We start from the raw sequence: 20,642 nt of genomic DNA on the forward strand, positions 1-20,642 counted from the left end.
GGTTTCGATGGCGACGACCGGAACACCTGCGGGCGGGCCGGAGGCGGGCGCCCCCGCGCCCGGTGAAGCGACGGGGGCCGCCCCGCCCGGCGGAACCGGCCGCCTGGGGCCGCCCCCGTTGCTGGCGCTGGTCTTCCTGCTGCCAGCGCTGCTGTTCCTCGGTGCGTACATGGTCTATCCGATCCTCTTCTCCGTCTACCGGAGCCTGTGGGGCGCCCAGGGGCTGGAGTTCGTCGGGATCGACAACTACGTCACGATGTTCACCAACCCGGAGACGTTCATCGCGCTGCGCAACAACGTCATCTGGGTGGTCGTGGCGCCCATCGTGGTGACGATCGCCGGGCTCATCTTCGCGGTGCTGACCGAGCGCGTCCGCTGGTCCACCGCCTTCAAGATCGTGGTGTTCATGCCGATGGCCATCTCCTTCCTGGCGTCCGGCGTGATCTTCCGGCTCGTCTACGAGCAGGACCCCGAGCGCGGCCTGGCCAACGCGATCATCACCACCGTCCAGGACACCGTCGCTCCCTCAGCCGCCTACCCCGACGCCCGCCCGCGCCCCGAGGCGCCGCTCACCGAGGCGCCCGGCGGCGGGTACGAGCTGACCGGCGAGGTGCGGACCGGGGAGGCCGTCCTGGTCCCCCTGGTGGGCATCCCGCCCGACGACGTGCCCGACAGCGCCGCACCCGCCGTAGCTGGGCAGGGGACCGGGAGCGGACTCACGGGCACCGTGTGGCTCGACTTCACCCGCGGCGGGGGCGGTCGGCACGGCGCCATCGACGCCACGGAGGCGGGCCTGCCCGCCCTGCGGGTGCAGGCGGTGCGGGACGGCGAGGTCGCCGCCGAGGCCCTCACCGAGGATGACGGCACGTTCGAGATCACCGGGCTGGAGGGCGACGGCCCCTACACCCTCCGGCTCGCCGCGGACAACTTCACCGAGCCCTACCGGGGCCTCACCTGGCTGGGCCCCACCCTCATCACCCCGTCGATCATCATCGCCTACCTGTGGGTGTGGGCGGGGTTCGCGATGGTGCTCATCGCGGCCGGCCTCGCGGCGATCCCGCGCGACGCGCTGGAGGCGGCCCGCGTCGACGGGGCCACCGAATGGCAGGTGTTCCGCCGGGTCACGGTCCCGCTGCTGTCGCCGGTGCTGATGGTCGTCTTCGTCACCCTGATGATCTACGTGCTGAAGATCTTCGACCTGGTGTTCATCATCGCGCCGGGGTCGGTGCAGCGCGACGCCAACGTGCTGGCCGTGGAGATGTGGCGGGTGTCGTTCGGCGGCGGCAACGACCAGGGGCTGGGCAGCGCGCTGGCGGTCTTCCTGCTCGTGCTCGTGATCCCCGCGATGATCTTCCAGATTCGCCGGTTCCGGCAGGAGAACCGATGAGGAGCCGGTGCGAGGCGGAATCGGAGGCGAGCCGATGAGTACACGCGAGGAGACGCGTCCGGAACGCCCGGAGGGGGTACCGGACGCCGCGGCCGGGACCGGCGCCGTCTCCGAGGCCGACGGCGGGCCGCCGCGCACCCTGGCCGAGCGGATCGCGGCCCGCACGGGCTCGGGCGCCATCCAGGTGCTGCTGGTACTCGTCGGCCTGTTCTGGCTGCTGCCCACGCTGGGGCTGTTCGTCTCCAGCCTCCGCTCGCCGCAGGACAACGCCTCCTCGGGGTGGTGGACGGTGCTGGCCGCGCCCTCGCGGCTCACCCTGGAGAACTACGCCGGTCTGCTGGACAACGAGGGGTTCGTCGCCTCGTTCTTCAACACCATCCTGATCAGCGTGCCCTCCACCGTGTTGATCGTCGTGATCGCGGCGCTGGCCGCCTACGCCTTCGCCTGGATGGAGTTCCCCGGCCGCGACTGGCTCTTCCTTGGCGTGGTCGGGCTGCTCGTGGTGCCGTTGCAGGTGGCGCTGATCCCCATCGCTCAGGTGTACGGCCCCCTGGGCATCTACGGCTCGATTCCGGGCGTGGTGCTGTTCCACGTCGGCTTCGGCCTGCCGTTCGCGATCTTCCTGCTGCGCAACTTCTTCGCCGCGATCCCGCGCGATCTGCTGGAGGCGGCGCGGATGGACGGCGGCAAGGAGTTGACCATCTTCCGCCGGGTGATCCTGCCGCTGGGTGGTCCGGCCATCGCCTCGCTGGCGATCTTCCAGTTCCTGTGGGTGTGGAACGACCTGCTGGTGGCGCTGGTGTTCGCCGACTCCGCCAACCAGCCGATGACCGTGGCCCTGCAGTCGGAGATGCGCCAGTTCGGCGCCAACATCGACGTCATCTCCTCGGGCGCCTTCCTGTCGATGGTGGTGCCGCTGCTGGTGTTCTTCGCGTTCCAGCGCTACTTCGTGCAGGGCGTCATGGCCGGCGCGGTCAAGTAGCCGCAGCGGCGCCAGGGGAGCGGCGGACAAGAGGCGCAGCGGGGGAGGCGACGGCCAGCGGCCCGGCCGGCCGCGCGGTGGGCGCGCCCGACCGGGGTCGTGTGCCGTCCAGAGGGCTCAGCGGTTGGCGGGGTGGCCGATGGCCAGGCCGCTCTCCCGGTCGAAGTAGTGCAGCTGGGTGACGTCGACGCTGAGTGTGACCGCCTGGCCGGGGCGCACACCGCTGCGCGGGCTGACCCGGGCGGTGAACAGCGTCTTGTCCGCGCCCAGCGGCAGCGTGGCCGACTCCGCCCCCGGGCCGTCGCCCGCAGCGTCGGCGGCCAGCGCCGCGGCGTCCTCGTGCTGAACCGGCGGGGCGTTCACCGTGAAGATGACATTGATCTCGGTGCCGAGTTCCTCGGTGACGTCGGCGGTCACGGTCATCGCGGCCGGTCCGTGCGAGGAGATCTCGTCGTCCTCGAAGTCGGAGGGGCGCAGCCCCAGGATGACCTGGCGGCCCACGTAGGAGCGCAGCCCGTCGCGGGCGTCGAGCTCGGCGGCGGAGATGGGCAGGGTGTGATCGGCGAACTTCAGCTGCGCACCCTCGCCGTCCTGCTGCAGCTCGGCGACGACGAAGTTCATGGCGGGCGAACCGATGAATCCGGCGACGAACAGGTTGACCGGCTGGTCGAAGAGGATCTTGGGGGTGTCGACCTGCTGGAGGCGGCCCTCGCGCAGCACCGCGACGCGGTCGCCCAGGGTCATCGCCTCGACCTGGTCGTGGGTCACATAGACGGTGGTGACACCCAGGCGCTCGTGCAGCTGGTTGAGGGAGGCGCGCATCTGGACGCGCAGCTTGGCGTCGAGGTTGGACAGCGGCTCGTCCATGAGGAAGGCCTGGGGCTCGCGGACGATGGCCCGGCCCATGGCCACCCGCTGGCGCTGACCGCCGGAGAGCGCCGCCGGCTTGCGCTTGAGGTAGGCCTCAAGGCCCAGCATGGCGGCGGCCTGGTCCACCCGCGCCTTGATCTCGGCCTTGGGGATCTTGCGCAGCTTCAGTCCGAAGGCAAGGTTCTGCTCGACCGTCATGTGCGGGTAGAGCGCGTAGTTCTGGAAGACCATGGCGATGTCGCGGTCCTTGGGCGGGAGGTCGTTGACGACCTGGTCGCCGATGTGCAGATCGCCGTCGGTGATCTCCTCCAGCCCGGCGATCATCCGCAGCGCGGTGGACTTGCCGCAGCCGGACGGGCCGACCAGCACCATGAACTCGCCGTCGTTGATCTCCAGGTTGAGGTCGTCGACGGCCTTGACGTTCCCGGAGTACACCTTGTCGACGCCGTCGAGGACGATTTTCGCCATGGGGGGTCATCTCCCGTGCTCGTAGCCCGCCCGGAGGCCCGGAACGAGCAGCCAATCTTCTGAGTTGATCGATTCGTTTCGAATCGTTGGATCAATTGAACAGCACTGACACATCTTCTGTCGAGAGTTTGCACGGTTTCGATCATGGGGCGACCACGATGTGAGATATCCCGATGCTGGGCGTGGGGGAGCGGGGTGTTCAGGCCCGCGTGGCCCCGCGCGCGTCGCGTCGTCCGCTGATTTCGGACGTGCGTCCCACATGGCCCGACGGGTGGCGCGCCCGATCGCCTCGTCAGCCCCGCTACCACGGTGAATACACTGCTCACAGGGGGTGCGAGGAAGGTGGGCTGGCATGGATTCGGCAGGTGCGTTAGCCTGTCGGCGGTTATCCGATTCCAGTCACTTCGTGCGCTCGACGGCCTTGCGTTGGTATGCCCGGCCTGCCCGCCCACGGGCGTGGTCCCGGGGGCCGACACGGGTCGTGGGGGTTGCGGCGGAGGACGGAGAGTCTGGGTAATCTACTGACCAGTCCAGCACTGGACGGACCGGTTGAGCGGTCCGCTTCTCGTCCTACCGGACGTCGCACCACGCACCAGGTGCGGTCGGAGGTTTGGCGGGATTCGGGGTTCCGCGACCGGGCGGGGGGTTGGACCCGGAAAAGGCCCGGACATCCAGTAGACAACGGTCTCCGCGCTCGCCGCCGACGAGACGGATCCGGTCCGAAGGGTGGTCTCGGGCCTTTTCCGCGTCCCCCTTACACGTAGGTGGAGAGGGCGAGCCGCGTGGTGGCTGAGGGCATCCGGCAGGAACCGGTGGAGTCCGCGACAGGACCGGCCGGGGAGGCGCCGGACGCGCCGGTCACCGGGGACAGGGAGCGGATCCTCCTCGCCGCGCGCGTCCTGGCCGCGGTGGGATCCGGACTGGCCCAGCTGCTCGCCCTTCCGCCGTACGGACTGTGGTGGCTGGGGCCGTTCAGCGCCGCGCTTCTGACACTCGCCGTGCTGGGCGTACGGATGCGACGTGCCGCCTGGCTCGGCCTGGTGTCCGGCGCGACGCTGATGGTCCCCCTGATCAAGTGGCAGGACGTCTTCGGTACCGACGTGTGGCTGCTGATCGCCGCCGCCGAGACCGTCTACTACATCCCGATGGCGATGGGCATCGCCTGCGCCGCCCGCCTGCGCGCCTGGCCGGTGTGGACCGCCGCGCTGTGGGTGCTGCAGGAGGCGGTGCGCGCCCGGTTCCCCCTCGGCGGCTTCCCCTGGGGCAAACTCGCCTTCGCCCAGCCCGACACCCCCTTCGCCGGCTATGCCGCGTGGGGCTCGTCAGCGCTGGTGACGTTCATGGTGGCCCTCGCCGGCACGGTCCTGCTGGCCGGTGCCCTGCGGGCCGTGCGCACCTACCGCGAGGCCGGAGTACGGCGCGCCGCCGCCCCGCTGGCGGCCGGACTGGCCGCCACCATCGCCATCGGCGCGGCGGGCATGGCCGTCCCCCTGGTCGGCGCTCCCACACGCGACCACACCGCCACCGTGGCCCTGGTGCAGGGCAACGTCCCGCGCGTCGGCACGATGGACATCCTCGGCGAGCGCATGCAGGTGCTGCAGAACCACGTCGACGGCGTGCACGAGCTCGCCCGCCAGGTGGACGCCGATGAGGTGCCCCAGCCCGACCTGGTGGTCCTCCCGGAGAACTCCGCCGACATCGACGTCTACAACGACCCCCAGGCCGCCGCGCTCATCTCCGACGCCGCCAAGGACATCGACGCGCCCCTGCTCTTCGGGCTCACCAAGTTCCACGACGGCGGCGCCAAGCGCGAGATCCGCAGCGTGGTGTGGGACCCCGAGGACGGCCCCGGCGACTACTACACCAAGCGCTACCTCGTCCCCTTCGGCGAGTACATCCCCTACCGCGACTTCTTCACGCGGTTCGTCTCCCGGCTGGAGAAGATCGGCAGCGACGCCATCCCCGGATCCAAGCCGGGCGCGGTAGAGCTGGGCGGCACGACGCTGGCCACGGCCATCTGCTTCGACATCGCCTTCGACAAGCCGGTGCGCGAGGCGGTGGCGGCCGGGGGCCAGATCATCGTGGTGCCCACCAACAACGCCAACTACAACTTCACCGGCCAGTCCGACCAGCAGCTGGCCATCACCCAGCTGCGCGCCGTCGAGCACGGCCGCCCGGCGGTCGTCGCCTCCACCAGCGGCATCAGCGCCGTGGCCAAGGCCGATGGCACCGTCACCTACCGGTCCCCGGAGAACGAGCCCGCCGTGCACGTGGCCGAGCTCCCGGCGATGTCGGGGCAGACGGTGGCGACGCGGCTCGGCGCCCTACCCGAGGCGGCGCTGAGCCTCATCGCGGCGGCCGCGGTGATCGCCGGTGTCGTCGGGGCTCGCCGGGCGCGAAGGGCCGCCGACGCTCCCGACAGCGCGGCCGCGGCCGACACCGCGGCGGGCGACTGAATCAGGCCTCCCTTCCACCGTGCGGCGGCGGGAACGATCCCGAGGCGCGGAACGTTCCGCTGGGGGAAAGTGCGATGTCGAGGATGGTGCCCATGCCGCTGCTGATCGTTCTTGCGCTGATGGCGCTGCCCTTCCTGGAGATCTGGCTGATGATCCTGGTCGGGTCGCAGATCGGCGTGCCGTGGACGATCGCCGCCCTGTTCCTGCTGAGCGCCTCGGGTGTCGTGGCGCTGCGCGGAGCGGGGACCAAGGCGTTCCGCGAGGCCGATGAGGCCATGCGCACCGGCGCCCCGCCGCAGGGCGGGCTGCTCGACACCCTGATGGTGATGGTCGGCGGCATCCTGCTGATCACGCCGGGCTTCCTCACCGGCGCCGTGGGCGCCGTCCTGGCCCTGCCCTTCACCCGGCCCGCGCTGCGCTGGGCGTTCATCGCCTGGGCCGAGCGCCGGATCAAGAAGATGGGCGTCCCCGTGAACGGCGCGTTCGCGCCGAGCGGCGGGCCCGTCGCCGGGGAGCGACCCGGCTCCGGAAAGGTCGTCCCGGGCGTTATCGTCGAGGACGAAGCGCCCGGCGCCGCCTCCGGTGAGGGCGGCGACGGCCTGACGCGCCGCGACTGAGGCGCCCTGGAGAAGACCGAAATTGGGTCCCCTGTGGCGCCAGCACACCGGAGATTCACCGGTCCCTCGCCATTGTTCCCGCTCAACGGGGTGTCCGGGGTGGCGGGCACACACGTGATCGCGGGACAATCGGAGGCGTGAGCAAACAAATCCGGTGGAATTACCTCATGGACATGGACGGGGTGCTCGTGCACGAGGAGCACCTCGTTCCCGGCGCCGACACCTTCGTCTCCGAATTGCGGGACAACGGCATCGGCTTCATGGTGCTGACCAATAACTCCATCTACACCCCCCGCGACCTGCGGGCGCGCCTCCTGCGTACGGGCCTGGACATCCCCGAGGAGTCCATCTGGACCTCCGCGCTGGCCACCGCCCGCTTCTTGAAGCAGCAGCGGCCCGGCGGCTCGGCGTTCGTGGTGGGGGAGTCCGGGCTGACGACGGCCCTGCACAGCATCGGCTACGTGCTGACCGACCGCGACCCGGACTACGTGGTGCTGGGGGAGACGCGCACCTACAGCTTCGAAGCGATAACCCGCGCCATCCGGCTCGTGGAGGGTGGCGCCCGCTTCATCGCCACCAACCCCGACGAGAAGGGGCCCAGCCGCGAGGGCTCACTCCCGGCGACGGGCGCGGTCGCGGCGCTCATCGAACGGGCCACCGGACGCGCCCCCTACTACGTGGGCAAACCCAACCCCCTGATGATGCGCTCGGCGCTGCGTGCTCTGGGTGCCCACTCGGAGAACACGCTGATGATCGGCGACCGGATGGACACCGACGTGCGCTCGGGGCTGGAGGCCGGGCTGCACACGCTGCTGGTCCTCTCGGGCATCTCCGACCACAAGACCGCCGACCTGTTCCCCTACCGGCCCACGCGTGTCCTGGACTCCGTCGCCGACCTGATCGGCGCCACGGCCGACCCGTTCGGCGAGGACTGGTCGGGCGAGGCGGACCTGCCGCCGGGGGCGGTCAAGGAAGCCAAGGTCGACTGAGCGTCCCCGACGCATGTGGGGCACAGCGGCGTGAGCACGCACGACGAGGGGCGGTGGCCTGGTTCTGGCCACCGCCCCTCGTCGAATGTGTGGAAGCGGACGCGTCAGGCGCTCTGCCGCTGCTCCGCTGTCATCGCTTCCAGGTGCTCCTGCTCCTCCTTGCGGCGGGCGCGGAGGAGGGCGAGGCGTTCGGCGAGGACCTCTTCCAGGTCCTCCATGCTCCGGCGCTCCAGCAGCATGTCCCAGTGCGTCCGCGCGGGCTTCGCCTTCTTCTCCTGCGGCTCCTCCCCGTTGACCATCAGGGCGTTGTCGCCGCAGAACCGACACTCCCAGTTCGCCGGGGTCTCGGCCTCAGTGGCGAAGGTGACGGAGAAGCGATGGCCCCGGGGGCAGTCGTAGGTGACCTCTTGGCGAGGTGCCAGGTCGGTGTTGCGGTCGTTCTCGTAGCTGGTCGCCCCGAGTCGTGTGCCGCGAAGTGCTCGCTCGGCCATCGTGTGCGTGCCTCCAGGCGCTCTAGCGGTCTTCGTGGATGTAACGCGTCGGTCCGTGTCAAGATTCCCCTGACAGGGGTAATCCAACCGTGCGATAATGTTCAGCTCTTTGTGACGAACCTATCGCCCATTGTGACAGCTGGGCCATTCTCTCGCCCTGCGACTCCTCCGCGTTGCGGCACATCGCCCCTGGTTGTCCGTTGTTTTGCCGGATCTTTACCGTGCGGTGGTGGTGTGCCGTACGGGGATCTGAAGTCCCCGCCCGGCAGATGAACAAAACAGACCCGCCCGCGCATTCCCCGAGTTCCGGGAACGCGCGGGCGGGGCCTGGGTCACTCGGCGCGCTGGAGAATGACGACCGGGATCGGACGGTCGGTCTTGGCCTGGTAGTTGTCGTAGTCCGGCCACACCTCGGCCATGAGCGGCCACAGCCGCGCCTTCTCCTGCGTCGAGGCGGTTCTCGCGTGCGCGGTGAACCGGTCGCCCTTCACCTGGACCCCCACCTCCGGATGCGCCGTGAGGTTCTTGTACCAGGAGGGAGAGTCCGGCGCACCGCCGTTCGAGGCGACGACCACGAAGTCGGCGCCGTCGGACCGGTAGATGAGTGGGGTGGTGTACCGCTTCCCCGTCTTGCGGCCCGTTGTGGTGAGGAGAAGGACGGTCGTGCCCTTCACCCAGTCGTGTCCCTCCTCGCCGTCGGTCGCCTGGTAGCGCTCGACGTGTTCCTTGCCGAACAGCACGATGTCACCCTGCCCTTCGTCCGGTTGCGCGGGCCCCTAACCATCGGCCCTCGGGACGGCCACGGCGGTGGCCTCGCCTCCGCGGCCGCTCTCGGCATCGGTGTGCGCGCCGTCGCCGGTGTCGGCCTCCGCGCTGGTTGCGCTCTCGGTGTCGCCCGCGGTCGAGTCATCGCTGTGCGGGCGGGTGTGCCGCAGCAGATAGGCCGACAGCACCGCCGTCACGATCAATACCCCGGCACCGAGGTAGGAACTCACGTGGATTCCCTGGGTGAAAGCCTCGCGGGCGACCGCCAGCAGCTCCTGTGCGGCGGCCGGGGGCAGTTCGGCGGCCGCCCCCGTGGCCCCGGCCAGAGTGTCGCGAGCGGCGTCCACGGCCGCGTCCGGCAGCCCGCTGGGCGTGTTGGCGTTGATGTAGGCGCGGTAGATGGCCGTGGCGACGCTGCCCAGGACGGCGATGCCGACCGCGCCGCCGAACTCGTTGGCGGTCTCCGAGATCGCTGAAGCCGCACCGGCGCGCTCCGGCGGCGCCGAACTCACGATGAGGTCGGTGATCAGGGCGGTGACCGCGCCCAGCCCGCCGGACATCAGGATGCCGCCGACGACGATGTAGGGCAGGCCGGACTCCGCGCTGATCCCGGTGATGACCAGGATGCCGGAGGCCGCCACCAGCAGACCGCCGCTCACGATGAATCCGGACCGGACGAAGCGCACCAGGATCGTGGCGAGCGTGACGCCGACCATCATGCCCAGCAGCGAGGGCATCGTCCACACGGCGGCCATGAACGGTCGCAGGCCCAGCACCAGCTGCAGGTACTGCGACATGAAGAACATGGCGCCGAACATCGCGAACATGGCGAGGGTGACCGCGCCGAGCGAGGCGCTGAACGCGCGGGCGCGGAACAGGTGCAGGTCGATCATGGGGTGGTCCACCTTCCGCTGCCGGTGCAGGAACACCGCCCCGAGGGCCAGCCCGACGACGACGCACAGCGTGGAGGTCCACGCGAAGCCGTGCTCGGCGAACATCTTCATCCCGTAGATCACCGGGAGTACAGCGGCCAGCGAGAGCACGGCGCTGATCAGGTCGAACCGCCCGGCCTTGGGATCACGGAACTCCGGAACCATCAGCGGGGCCAGGGCGAGCACCAGCACCATCGCCGGGAGGTTGAGCAGGAACACCGACCCCCACCAGAACGACTCCACCAGCAGGCCCCCGATGATCGGCCCGAGCATCGCGCCACCGCTGAACCCGGCCGTCCAGATACCGATGGCGGTCCGCCGCTGCTGGGGGGAGTGGAACATGTTGCGGATGAGCGAGAGCGTGGACGGCGCCAGCGTCGCACCGCCGATCCCCAGTAGGGCGCGGGCGGCGATGAGCATCTCGGCGCTGGTCGAGTAGGCCGCGGCCAGCGACCCGACGGCGAACAGGGCGGCGCCGGCCATCAGCACCCGGCGCCGCCCGATGCGGTCGCCCAGCGAACCCATGGTGATCAGGAGACCGGCCAGCAGGAACCCGTAGATGTCGATGATCCACAGCAGCTGCGCGCTGCTGGGCCGCAGGTCCTCACCGAGCCAGGGGAGGGCCATGTACAGCACCGACATGTCCATCGAGACGAGCATCCCGGGCAGCACCAGTAGTCCGAGCCCGATCCATTCCTTGCGTCCGGCGCGCCCGCCGGTGTCCGTGGTTGTGGTGGTCGCGGTTGAGTCCATGCTCCCACCGTGGTCCGCCCCGCTGACGGCGCACGCACCCGGCGCTGACCGCACCCGCCCCACCCGCTGACCGTGCTGACGGGACCGGTACGCGGGCACCACCCCGACCGGCGGGCCAGCGCCGCGGACGGGCGGGGACGGGCTACCGTCGGCCGCCGTCCGCCCCATGCCGCCTCCGTCGGCCAATGCGCGGCAAAGGCCGCCCCAAGGTGTTTGACACCCCACACGACCTGCGGCGACGATGCCAGCGGAGGCGAGGGTCGCTGTCCGCGGCCGCCCGCATCCTCGTCGATCGGCGCACCCGCCTCCGGTCCAGCCGAGCTCGGCGCGACGCCGTGTGTCGGACCGTCGAGCCCCACAGGCAGCGCCATGACCACGATCACCGCGGCCGTCGCCCGCGACACCATCGGCATCGAGCAGCTCGAACTGGACGACCCCCGCCCCGACGAGGTGCGGGTCCGGTACGCGGCGTCCGGACTGTGCCACACCGATCTCGAGGCCGCGGCCGGTCGGATGCCGACACCGCTGCCCGCCGTGCTGGGCCACGAAGGGGCCGGGGTCGTGGAAGCCGTCGGATCGGCCGTCGAGGGCCTGGCACCCGGGGCGCGCGTCCTGCTCAGCCTCGACTCCTGCGGGCACTGCGCCAACTGCCGACGCGGCATGACCATGTACTGCGACGAGCACATCGCGCTCAACTTCGGGGCGCAGCGCGCCGACGGCAGCGTCGGACTGCGCGACGCCGCCGGCCGGCCCGTGCACGACCACTTCTTCGGGCAGTCCTCCTTCGGCTCCTCCGGTCTGGTGCACGCGCGTGCCGTGGTCCCGGCCGACGACGACCTCCCCTTCGAGGTGCTCGCGCCGATGGGGTGCGGCGTCATCACCGGGGCCGGCGCCGTCCTCAACTCGCTGCGGGTCGAGGCCGGATCCACCGTGGCGGTGTTCGGCCCGGGCACCGTCGGCCTGAGCGCGCTGCTGGCCGCCGTCGCCGCCGGGGCGGCGCGGACCATCGTCGTCGGCCGCGACCAAGGGCGCCTCGACTTCGCCCGATCGCTGGGGGCCACCGACGTGATCGACTCGCGCCACGTCGACCCGCTGACCGCCATCCGGGAGCTGACCGGCGGGCGCGGTGTCGACTACGCCGTCGAGAGCACCGGCGCGGTCGGGGTGATGCGCACCGCCGTCGAGGCGCTGGCTCCGCTCGGCGCCGCGGCGATCCTGGGGGTCGCGGGGCCCGGCCAGGAGCTGTCGGCCGACGCCTTCGAGCTCCTCAAGGGGCGCACCGTCACCGGCTCCGTGATGGGCCACCAGTCCCCGGCCGTCCTCATCCCCCGGCTCCTGGCGCTGCACCGGCAGGGCCGGTTCCCGGTGGACCGGCTCGTCACCACCTACCCGCTGCGCGACATCTCCGCCGCCATCGACGACGTGCGCGGCGGCCGGACGGTCAAGGCCGTCCTCCTGCACGACCACGGAGCCGACTGAGACCCGTGCGCGGAGTTCCGAGGTGGCGGGTCAGCCGCCCGACGCCGAAGGGACGGCGCCGGTCAGCGCCAGCGCCCGGTCCAGGGGCAGCGTCGCTCCCCGGCCGCGCGCCGCGTCGAAGGCGGTGCCGCCCAGGGCGGCGCGGCACCGCTCGGCCAGGTCGCGGCTGTCGGGGGCACGGTGTCGGGGCACCGCGCAGGGCGGCCGACGTGCCGAGCAGGACCGCGGCGCCCTCGGCGTCGCCGTCGATCATCGCGGCGGCGGCCAGGCCGTCGGCCACCGGCGCGGAGATCCGTGCTCCGGGGATGGACTCCAGCGCCTGAAGGTAGATAAAGCGGGCCCGCGCGGTGTTCCCCTCGGCCGCGGCGATGCCGCCCAGGGTGATGTGGATGAGCGCCCGCGTCTCGATCGCCGAGCTCGACCCCGCCTGGCACTCCGTCAGTGCCGCACTGCACAGCCGCCGCGCCTCGCCCGGGGCGCCGCGCCGCAGGGCGACCTCGGCCAGCCGGCGGTAGGCCCCGGCCAGAGCCTCGTGGATCCCGGCCCGGCGGGCGATCTCCGCCGCGTGCCGGTGGTCGGCCTCGGCGCCGTCGAGGTCGCCCAGGCTCGCGCGGCCGGAACCGCGCAGGGACAGGATCTCCACGGTGTCCTCTGTGGCACCCAGCGCCTCGGTCATGGCCAGTGCCTCGTCGGCGTGGGCGATACACCGCTCGCCGTCGCCGCGCAGTTCCGCGAGTCCGCCCAGGCCGGTCAGCGCCAGCACCATGCCCCAGCGGTCGCCGAGCGATCGGAAGCCCTCCAGCCCCGCGGTGAACGCGCGCTCCGCCTCCTCGGCCACGTCTCCGGCGAACGCGGCGTAGCCGAGCTGGACGTGGGCGATGGCACGGGTCCAGGGGTCGGGGGCGGCCAGGTTGTCGCGCATCAGCGGGGCGATGTCGAACTGTCGCTCGGGGGCGCCGCTGGCCACCGACCACAGCATGTCGACCAGGGGGAGCCGCAGCGGGCGCGGCGTGTCCCGGACGATCGCCTCGGCCACGGCCAGGTGGGGCTCCAGCTGGTGGGCGTCTACCCCGCCCGAGGCGGCGTTGACGACACACAGCACGTACTCCTCCTCGCGCCCGGCCGGGGGTGCCGGTGCGGGGGACGCGCCGTCGGCGGAGGCGGCCGTGATCGCCGCGAGGATCTCACCGGCGAGGGGACCGGCCTTCCCGCGCAGCCCGCGCAGCCACCAGTACGGGGACAGCGCGCCGACGAGCCGCAGCGCGGCGTCCAGGTCGCCGGACTCCACCGACCAGCGCAGCGCCGCGTGCAGGTTCTCCTGCTCGGCGGCGAGCCGGGGCAGCCAGTCCACCTGTTCGGCGCGGCGCAGGTGCGGCTCGGCGGTCTCGGCGAGATCGAGGAAGTGCCGGGCGTGGGCGGTGCGGAAGCGGTCGCGCTCTTGGGCCTCCTCCAGCCGCTCGGTGCAGAACGCGCGGATGGTCTCCAGCATCCGGTACCGCCCATCGGCGGTCTCCACCAGTGACTTCTCCACCAGGCCGGTGAGCAGGTCGACGACCTCGGCCTCGGGCATCTGGCACACCCGGGCCGCCGCCTCCAGGGTGGCGCCGCCGGAGAACACGGTCAGGCGGCGGGCCAGCCGCCGCTCGGCATCCCCGAGGAGGTCCCAGCTCCACGCCACCACGGCGCGCAGGGTCTGGTGGCGGGGCTGGGCGGCGCGGTCGCCGCGCGACAGCAGCCCGAAGCGGTCGTCGATCCGGGCGGCCACCTCGGCGGCCGGCAGCGAGCGCAGCCGTGCCGCGGCCAGCTCCAGCGCGAGCGGAAGGCCGTCGAGGGCCGAGCAGATCCGCAGCACGGCTTCGGCCGTCCCCTCCTCCGCGGTGAAGTGGGGGCGGACGGCGGCGGCCCGGTCGGCGAACAGCCGCACCGCCGGGTAGTCCAGGGCCGCCGACAGGGTGCTGTCGGCGGGGGCGGAGGCCAGCTGCGGCACGGGGCACAGCCGCTCGGCGGTCAGCCCCAGCGGCTCGCGGCTGGTCGCCAGCACCCGCGCGCCGGGGCAGGCGCGCAGCAGGCGGTCGGTGAGCCGGGCGGCGTCACCGATGAGGTGTTCGCAGTTGTCGAGGACGAGCAGCAGCCGTCGCTGTGCCACGACGCCGGTCAGCCGGGCGACGGCCTCGGGCGCCTGGCCGGGGCGGCCCGGCATCAGCGCGGGAAGGGCGGTGTCGCGCGCACCGAGGGCGTCCAGGATCGCCAGGGGGAGGTCGGCGCCGTCGCTGAGCGGGGCCAGCTCGGCGAAGTACACCTCGCCGGGGTAGCGGGCCGCCGCCTCGACCGCGAGCCGGGTCTTGCCCACCCCGCCCGGGCCGGTGAGGGTGACCAGGCGCTGGGTGCTGAGCAGGGCGGCGACGCGCTCCAGCTCGTCCTCGCGTCCCACGAAGCTGGTGAGCTGGGCGGGCAGCTGCTGCCTGGGGGGCGCGGCCGCGGGCTGGGCGGGGGCGCTGAGAGCGGGGTCGCCGCGCAGGACGGCCAGGTGCAGCTCGGCCAGCTCGGGGGAGGGGTCGGTGCCCAGCTCCTCGGCGAGGACACGGCGGGCGTCCTCGAACGCGGCGAGCGCCTCGGCCCGGCGGCCCGCCCCGTAGAGGGCGCGGATGAGCTGGCCGCGCGGGCGCTCCCGCAGCGGGTGGGCGGCCACCAGGTCGCGCAGCTCGGTCAGCAGGGCGCGGTGCTCGCCCCGGCTCAGCTCGGCCTCGTTGAGATCCTCGCGGGCGGCCAGCCGCAGCTCCTCCAAGCGTTCGGCCTGGGCGCGGGCGAAGGGGGTCGGCCCGGCATCCGCGAGGGCGGGACCCGCCACAGCGACAGGGCGTCGCGCAGCAGGCCGGCGGCACGGGCGTGGTCGGCCGCGCCGAGCGCCGCGCGGCCGTCGGCGGCCAGCCGCTCGAAGCGGTAGGCGTCGACGTCGTCGGGGTCGACCGCGAGCCGGTAGCCCGCGGGATGGAACTCGACGGCCGGTCCGGCGCCATCGGATCCGGCCAGGCCGCGGCGCAGCCGCGACACCAGGGACTGGAGGGCGTTGGCGGCCCCCTCCGGTGGGGTGTGGCCGTACAGCCCGTCGATCAGCCGCTCGGTACCGACCACCTGCCCGGCGTCGAGCAACAGGAGGATCAGCAGCCCGCGGAGCCGTGATCCGTTGATCGTGACGGGCTGCCCGTCGCCGGAGCGCGCTTGCAGGGGGCCGAGGATACCGAACCGCATGGCAATGATTTTCGCCCACCTCCGGTGCCGCCGGTGACATGTCGGGGGTGTGGTCCCGTTCACCGGGGCCCGTCCCCCGCTCGCCTGGATCGTGGCACGTCGCCCGGGAACGCCCGGATGCCGCCGGAACGCCCCTATTCTCCCCGCGGCCACCCTATCGGAGCTGTGGATCATGGGGCCGGGCCTTCCGGTCCGCCGTGCTGTGCCGGTCGGTCCCGGAGCCGCGGGAGCCGCGCAACGCCCGCGGAATCGAGCTTCCGGCTCTTGACGCGGGGTGCCCCGTCCCCCAATGATCGGTCGGGCGACGTAACGGTGGATATCCACTGAATCACCCAATGTCGCCATCCCATTACCCCGCTACTGAATCCCCACTGATCCCCCTTCAGTTCGCAGGAGGTTGACCGGGTGACCCCCCGAAAGCATCCCCCGGCGTCGTGGCGCGCCACCACCCTGGCCGTGCTCACGGCGTCCGCACTCGCCCTCACCCTGGCGCCCGCGAGTGCCGATCCTCGCCCCGCCGACACCAACGCCCACGCCAACGCCAACACAGTCACAGCCCCGGCCGACGACGGCATCGTCGAACGCCTGGAGGCCATCCCGGGTCTGCGAATCGTCGAGGAGCAGGACACCGAGCCCGGTTTCCGCTTCTTCCTCCTCGCCTACGATCAGCCGACCGATCACAGCGACCCCGACGGCGCGACGTTCGAACAGCGCCTGACCCTGCTGCACCGCGGCCTGGACCGGCCCACGGTGCTGCACACCACCGGGTACAACGTCCCCACCTTCCCCTTCCGGGCCGAGCCCACGCGGATCGTCGACGGCAACCAGATCTCCACCGAGCAGCGGTTCTTCGAGCCGTCCCGCCCCGACCCGGCCGACTGGTCGAACCTGGACATCCGGCAGGCCGCCGCCGACCACCACCGCATCGTCGAGGCGCTCAACGACATCTACAGCAAGGAGTGGCTGTCCACCGGCGCCTCCAAGGGCGGAATGACGTCGGTCTACCACCGCCGCTTCTACCCCGGCGACATCGACGGCACCATCGCCTACGTCGCGCCCAACGACGTCCGCAACCACGAAGACCGCGCCTACGAGAAGTTCTTCGACGGCGTCGGCTCGGACCCGGCCTGCCAGCAGAGCCTGGCCGACCTGCAGCGGGAGTCGCTGGAGCGCCGGGACGAGCTGGTCGGGCACTACGAGAAGCTCGCGGCTCGGGAAGGGTGGACCTTCGACCGCACCATCGGCAGCGCCGACGCCGCCTTCGAGATGCTGGTTCTGGACACGCCATGGGCGTTCTGGCAGTACCAGCCCGAGTCACGGTGCGCGGAGGTGCCCGCCACCGACGCCGGCACCGACGAGATCGCGGCCTTCCTCGACGACGTCGCCGGGTTCGAGTTCTACAGCGACCAGGGCACCGAGCCCTTCATCACGTACTACTTCCAGGCCGCGACCCAGCTGGGCTCGCCGACCGTGCCCACCGGCCACCTCGACGACCTGCTGCGCTACCCCGACCAGTTCGGCGGGGACACCTACGTGCCCGACGACATCCCGATGCCGCGGTTCGACCGCCGCGCCATGCCCGACATCGACCACTGGGTGTACAAGAGCGGCGAGCGCATGCTGTTCGTCGACGGCGAGTTCGACCCGTGGGGTGCCGAGTCGTTCCGCGTCCGGTCGAGCAGGCGCGACACGATGCGCTTCGTCGCCCCCAAGGCGAACCATGGCGCCAACATCGCCAAGCTGGGGAACCAGGACCGGGCGGCGGCCACGTCGGCGGTCCGGCGCTGGGCAGGAGTCACGGATGAGGTGACGCTGCGGCGGGCGCCGGTCGCCTCGGAGCTGGACGCGGCCGGCGCGGCGCTGCGGCAGCAGCGGCGCCACCACCGCTAGCGGACAGCGGGGTGGGGGCAGCAGCGCGCCCCCACCCTCATCCGCAGAGCGGAGCACCGGCTCAGAGCCGCTCGGGCACCTTGTTGCCGACCTCGCGGATACCGCGCCGCATGTCGGTCTTCCACAGCAGGAATCCGCCGATCAGGAAGAAGATGATCAGCGAGAAGATCGCGGCCCGGTATCCGCCGGTCAGCGTGACGGCGATGGTCACGGCCAGCGAGCCGAGGAACGTCGATCCCCGGTCGCTGATCTGGTAGAGGCTGAAGTACTCGGCCTCCCGTCCGCGCGGGATGAGCTGGGAGTACATCGAGCGTGCGAGGGCCTGCGCGCCGCCCAGCACCAGGCCGATTCCGACCCCCATCGCGAGGAAGAGCAGCGGTTCGCGGGCGGGCAGGAAGTAGCCGAGGGTCACCAGCACGCACCACACGACCAGCGTGCCGAGGACCGCCCGCTTGGATCCCACGCGGCGGGCGGCCATCCCGACCATCAGAGCTCCGGCGAAGGCCACGAACTGGATCATCAGGATCGTGCCCATCAGGATGCCCTGGTCCAGCTGTAGGTCCTGGGCGGCGAAGGGCGCGGCGTAGCGGACCGCGGCCTGGATGCCGTCGTTGAAGAAGATGAAGGCGAGCAGGAAGAGCAGGGTCTGCGGGTACTGGCGCATGTGGCGCACGGTGTGCACGAGCTGCACCGTGGAGGCCCGCAGGTTGGGGCGGGCCGAGCGGGCGGCGAGCTCGCCGAACCGGTTCCGCAGCGGCTTGAGCGCGATGATCGTGAATCCGGTCCACCAGATCCCCACCGACGCGATCGCGATCCGCACGGCCTCGCCCTGGCTGATGCCCAGGGCGTCGGCTTGGAGCACCAGCACGAGGTGGGCGGCGAGCAGCAGCGCGCCGCCGAGGTAGCCGATCGCCCACCCGACGGTGGACACGCGGTCGCGCTCGTCCGGCGTCGCGATCTCCGACAGGAAGGAGTTGTAGATGACCAGGGAGGCGCCGTAGAGGACGTTGGCGACCAGGAAGAGCGCGGCGGTCGTCACGTAGTCGCCGCCGGTGAAGTAGAGCAGCGACGTGGCGACCGACCCGAGGAAGGCCAGCCAGAACAGCCAGCGCTTCTTGTGCTTGCTGTGGTCGGCCAGCGAGCCGAGCAGCGGCAGCAGGAGGATCTGCAGCAGGATCGCGACGGTGGTCACGGCCGGGTAGACCGCGTTCGCGTGCAGCTGGATGCCGAGCGGGTGGACGTAGTAGGCGCCGCCGGTACAGGTGGCGGTGTCGGGAGCCCCGGCCGTGGTGCACGCCAGGCCGCTGAGGTAGGGGCCGATGAGGACCGTGACCACCGAGGTGATGAACACCTGGTTGGCCCAGTCGTAGACATACCAGCCGCGCTGTTCGCGTCGTCGCTGCGCGGGATCGGCGGAGGGAGAGTTGTCCGGGACCTGCGCCGTGGGCCGTGAGTTCATGGAGGGCGGGGTCCGTCCTATTCGTCGCTTTGTTCGGAATTGTGCCAGGTGCCGCGCTCGATCAGCAGCCCCCTCAGCGCGGTGATGTTGTCGCTCACGATGCCGTCCACCCCCGCGTCGAGCAGGCGTTCCATCAGCGTCGCGTCGTTGATCGTCCACACGTGCACCTGCATGCCGAGCCGGTGCGCGGTGGCGATGAGGTCCCGGCTCAACAGCGGGAAGCCGCGCATGCGCAGCGGGATCTGCACGGCTCCGACGCCGCGCCGGGCCAGCCACCCCAGCAGCGGGGTGAACGAGGCGAACCGCAGCCGCGCGACATCCACCGGACCGCAGGATGTGGCCACCGGCCGGTCGAACGCGCACCGGGCGCGGTCCAGGCGCACCTGGTCGAACGAGCCGATACACACCCGGTCCCAGGAGTTGGTGCGGCGCAGGACGCGGACGAGCGGCCGCACGGCGGCATCGGACTTGATGTCGATGTTGAACCGCGCCTCGGGCCAGGAGCCGAGCAGGTCCTCCAGCACCGGCACCGGTTCACTCCCGCCTACCCGGGCCTGCGCCACCTCGGAATAGGGCAGGTCGGCGATGGTTCCCGACCGGTCCGTGGTGCGGTCCAGCGTGTCGTCGTGGAAGGCCAGCAGCACACCGTCGCGGGTGGCGTGGACGTCGGTCTCCAAGTACCGGTAGCCCAGATCGATCGCGTGCTGGAAGGCCAGCGCCGTGTTCTCCAGCTCCGTGCGGATCCGACCGTCCTCATCGGTCAGCCATCCGCCTCGGTGGGCCAGTCCGACGGGCGTGGGGAGGTCGAAGTATCCGTGATTCATGCAGTTCCTAGCGGACGATCCCGGCCTTTTCGGACACTCGCGTCCTTGAAGGTCGAGAGGTTGACATCAGAAGTATGGGGTGACCCGGAACACGGAGCAACGGCGGGGGTCGGCGTCGGGCCGGAGCCGGCCGAGGGCGGTTCGGACGTTCACGGCCGGGATTCGCCGAGAAAGTTGGAATTCCAGGTGGCAATGGGCGTCTGCTGCGGGTCCTTAGGTAGCGGATGGGCCGGCGGCCCGTCCATGGACCCCCGGTTGTATGGGAAATCGAAGGGAATCCGCAGATGCCCTGTCAGCTCTCCCGGTCACTCCGCCCCTGCCCCGTTCTCCGGCCGCACGCCCCTGTCGATCGGAGTCGCGTGCACCAGCTGTCCCAGTTCGCCCAGCACACGGCCGAGGTCCTGGCCGGGGAGCGTCCGCCGGGGCAGATGCGCAACCTGTTCTGCGGCGCCGCTTACGAGCGGCTGGTGCGCCGCGCGGGCGGCTACGCGTCGTCGGTGCAGCGTCCCTGTGTCAGCGGCACCGTCATGCGCAATGAGACGGATTGGAGCGTGTTCGAGGTCAGCGCCGTCGTCGCCTGCGGTACCCGGCACCGCGCCCTGGCGATGCGGGTGGTCTTCGCGCAGCACGCGTGGCTGTGCACGCACATCGAGACCGATCTCGAGCGTGGTCGGCGGCCGTGCGGACGGGGCGGCGTGCGCCGCCGAGGCCACCGGGCCACGTGACGAGCCGGTTCGCGGACCCGTCGGCCGCCGGACCCTGAGGCCCGCGGGCGAGCGCGTGGCCGGATCACGAGGTCGTCGGATCGGCGGAGGTTTCGGACACCGCGGGTCCGGGCTTCCCGAGACCCGTGTCCGGCCCCACCGGTCATGGGGGCCGGACACGGGTTCTCAGTGAATTTTCTCCACGCCGGGTCGCTTGTGGGGGAGGTGCGGGCGTGGTGTCGCCGATCCGCCTGCCGAATCGTGGTACGTATCGGATCGAATCGTCGCAAGACGACCGCGCGTCAGCCGTGACCGGGTGTCCGGGTC

At 71.6% G+C, this 20,642-nt stretch carries 15 protein-coding genes and 1 pseudogene; 8 read left to right on the forward strand and 8 right to left on the reverse strand.

The window, feature by feature from the left end; all coding sequences use genetic code 11:
* The first annotated feature begins 7 nt into the window (after positions 1-7).
* Both CDO52_RS13835 and CDO52_RS13840 read left to right on the forward strand, forming a co-directional pair.
* Positions 8-1,387, forward strand: a complete 1,380-nt coding sequence (locus tag CDO52_RS13835; protein ID WP_026125389.1) for a carbohydrate ABC transporter permease — start codon at positions 8-10, stop codon at positions 1,385-1,387.
* Positions 1,388-1,421: 34 nt separating this feature from the next.
* Complete coding sequence (locus CDO52_RS13840) at positions 1,422-2,369, forward strand: carbohydrate ABC transporter permease (protein WP_017616633.1); 948 nt, start codon at positions 1,422-1,424, stop codon at positions 2,367-2,369.
* 117 nt (positions 2,370-2,486) lie between these two features.
* Here CDO52_RS13840 and CDO52_RS13845 read toward each other — a convergent pair whose 3' ends face one another.
* Positions 2,487-3,707: an ABC transporter ATP-binding protein gene (locus tag CDO52_RS13845; protein WP_017616632.1), complete on the reverse strand. Its 1,221-nt coding sequence runs from the start codon at positions 3,705-3,707 to the stop codon at positions 2,487-2,489.
* A gap of 782 nt (positions 3,708-4,489) precedes the next feature.
* Here CDO52_RS13845 and lnt point away from each other — a divergent pair.
* The 3 genes from lnt to CDO52_RS13860 all read left to right on the forward strand — a co-directional run bounded on the left by lnt (position 4,490) and on the right by CDO52_RS13860 (position 7,769).
* Positions 4,490-6,163, forward strand: coding sequence for an apolipoprotein N-acyltransferase (lnt, locus tag CDO52_RS13850; RefSeq protein WP_017616631.1), 1,674 nt, complete (start codon positions 4,490-4,492; stop codon positions 6,161-6,163).
* 92 nt (positions 6,164-6,255) lie between these two features.
* Positions 6,256-6,780: an FxsA family protein gene (locus CDO52_RS13855; RefSeq protein WP_017616630.1), complete on the forward strand. Its 525-nt coding sequence runs from the start codon at positions 6,256-6,258 to the stop codon at positions 6,778-6,780.
* A gap of 167 nt (positions 6,781-6,947) precedes the next feature.
* Positions 6,948-7,769, forward strand: coding sequence for an HAD-IIA family hydrolase (locus tag CDO52_RS13860; RefSeq protein WP_017616629.1), 822 nt, complete (start codon positions 6,948-6,950; stop codon positions 7,767-7,769).
* A gap of 104 nt (positions 7,770-7,873) precedes the next feature.
* Here the strand turns inward: CDO52_RS13860 and CDO52_RS13865 are convergent, their stop codons facing one another.
* From CDO52_RS13865 to CDO52_RS13875, 3 genes are all read right to left on the reverse strand, one after another.
* A complete protein-coding gene (locus tag CDO52_RS13865; protein ID WP_017616628.1) occupies positions 7,874-8,260 on the reverse strand; it encodes an RNA polymerase-binding protein RbpA in 387 nt (128 codons plus the stop codon).
* Positions 8,261-8,592: 332 nt separating this feature from the next.
* A complete protein-coding gene (locus CDO52_RS13870) occupies positions 8,593-9,000 on the reverse strand; it encodes a nitroreductase family deazaflavin-dependent oxidoreductase (RefSeq protein WP_017616627.1) in 408 nt (135 codons plus the stop codon).
* Positions 9,001-9,036: 36 nt separating this feature from the next.
* The gene (locus tag CDO52_RS13875; protein ID WP_017616626.1) at positions 9,037-10,710 is read right to left on the reverse strand and encodes an MFS transporter; all 1,674 of its coding nucleotides are present in this window, start codon (positions 10,708-10,710) and stop codon (positions 9,037-9,039) included.
* 369 nt (positions 10,711-11,079) lie between these two features.
* Here CDO52_RS13875 and CDO52_RS13880 point away from each other — a divergent pair, with 369 nt between their 5' ends.
* Positions 11,080-12,189 (forward strand): NAD(P)-dependent alcohol dehydrogenase, encoded by a 1,110-nt coding sequence (locus CDO52_RS13880; RefSeq protein WP_017616625.1) that lies wholly within the window; start codon positions 11,080-11,082, stop codon positions 12,187-12,189.
* On the opposite strand, the gene CDO52_RS13885 is transcribed toward CDO52_RS13880, so the two are convergent.
* Both CDO52_RS13885 and CDO52_RS29475 read right to left on the reverse strand, forming a co-directional pair.
* A complete protein-coding gene (locus CDO52_RS13885; RefSeq protein WP_394340792.1) occupies positions 12,152-14,620 on the reverse strand; it encodes an ATP-binding protein in 2,469 nt (822 codons plus the stop codon). The two genes, CDO52_RS13880 and CDO52_RS13885, sit on opposite strands and share 38 nt — an antisense overlap.
* 144 nt (positions 14,621-14,764) lie before the next feature.
* Positions 14,765-15,783: pseudogene (locus CDO52_RS29475) on the reverse strand (AfsR/SARP family transcriptional regulator); the annotation flags it as partial.
* A gap of 60 nt (positions 15,784-15,843) precedes the next feature.
* Between CDO52_RS29475 and CDO52_RS13890 the strand changes: the two are divergent.
* Positions 15,844-17,328 (forward strand): S28 family serine protease, encoded by a 1,485-nt coding sequence (locus tag CDO52_RS13890; RefSeq protein WP_094932428.1) that lies wholly within the window; start codon positions 15,844-15,846, stop codon positions 17,326-17,328.
* Between the two features lie 61 nt (positions 17,329-17,389).
* On the opposite strand, the gene CDO52_RS13895 is transcribed toward CDO52_RS13890, so the two are convergent.
* Both CDO52_RS13895 and CDO52_RS13900 read right to left on the reverse strand, forming a co-directional pair.
* Complete coding sequence (locus CDO52_RS13895) at positions 17,390-18,787, reverse strand: MFS transporter (protein WP_094932429.1); 1,398 nt, start codon at positions 18,785-18,787, stop codon at positions 17,390-17,392.
* Positions 18,788-18,804: 17 nt separating this feature from the next.
* Positions 18,805-19,611 (reverse strand): glycerophosphodiester phosphodiesterase, encoded by an 807-nt coding sequence (locus tag CDO52_RS13900; RefSeq protein WP_017616622.1) that lies wholly within the window; start codon positions 19,609-19,611, stop codon positions 18,805-18,807.
* A gap of 359 nt (positions 19,612-19,970) precedes the next feature.
* Between CDO52_RS13900 and CDO52_RS13905 the strand changes: the two genes are divergently transcribed.
* Positions 19,971-20,336 (forward strand): Rv3235 family protein, encoded by a 366-nt coding sequence (locus CDO52_RS13905; protein ID WP_017616621.1) that lies wholly within the window; start codon positions 19,971-19,973, stop codon positions 20,334-20,336.
* Positions 20,337-20,642: the final 306 nt, after the last annotated feature.

Origin of the sequence: Nocardiopsis gilva YIM 90087 (assembly GCF_002263495.1) — a bacterium.
Taxonomy (GTDB): domain Bacteria; phylum Actinomycetota; class Actinomycetes; order Streptosporangiales; family Streptosporangiaceae; genus Nocardiopsis_C; species Nocardiopsis_C gilva.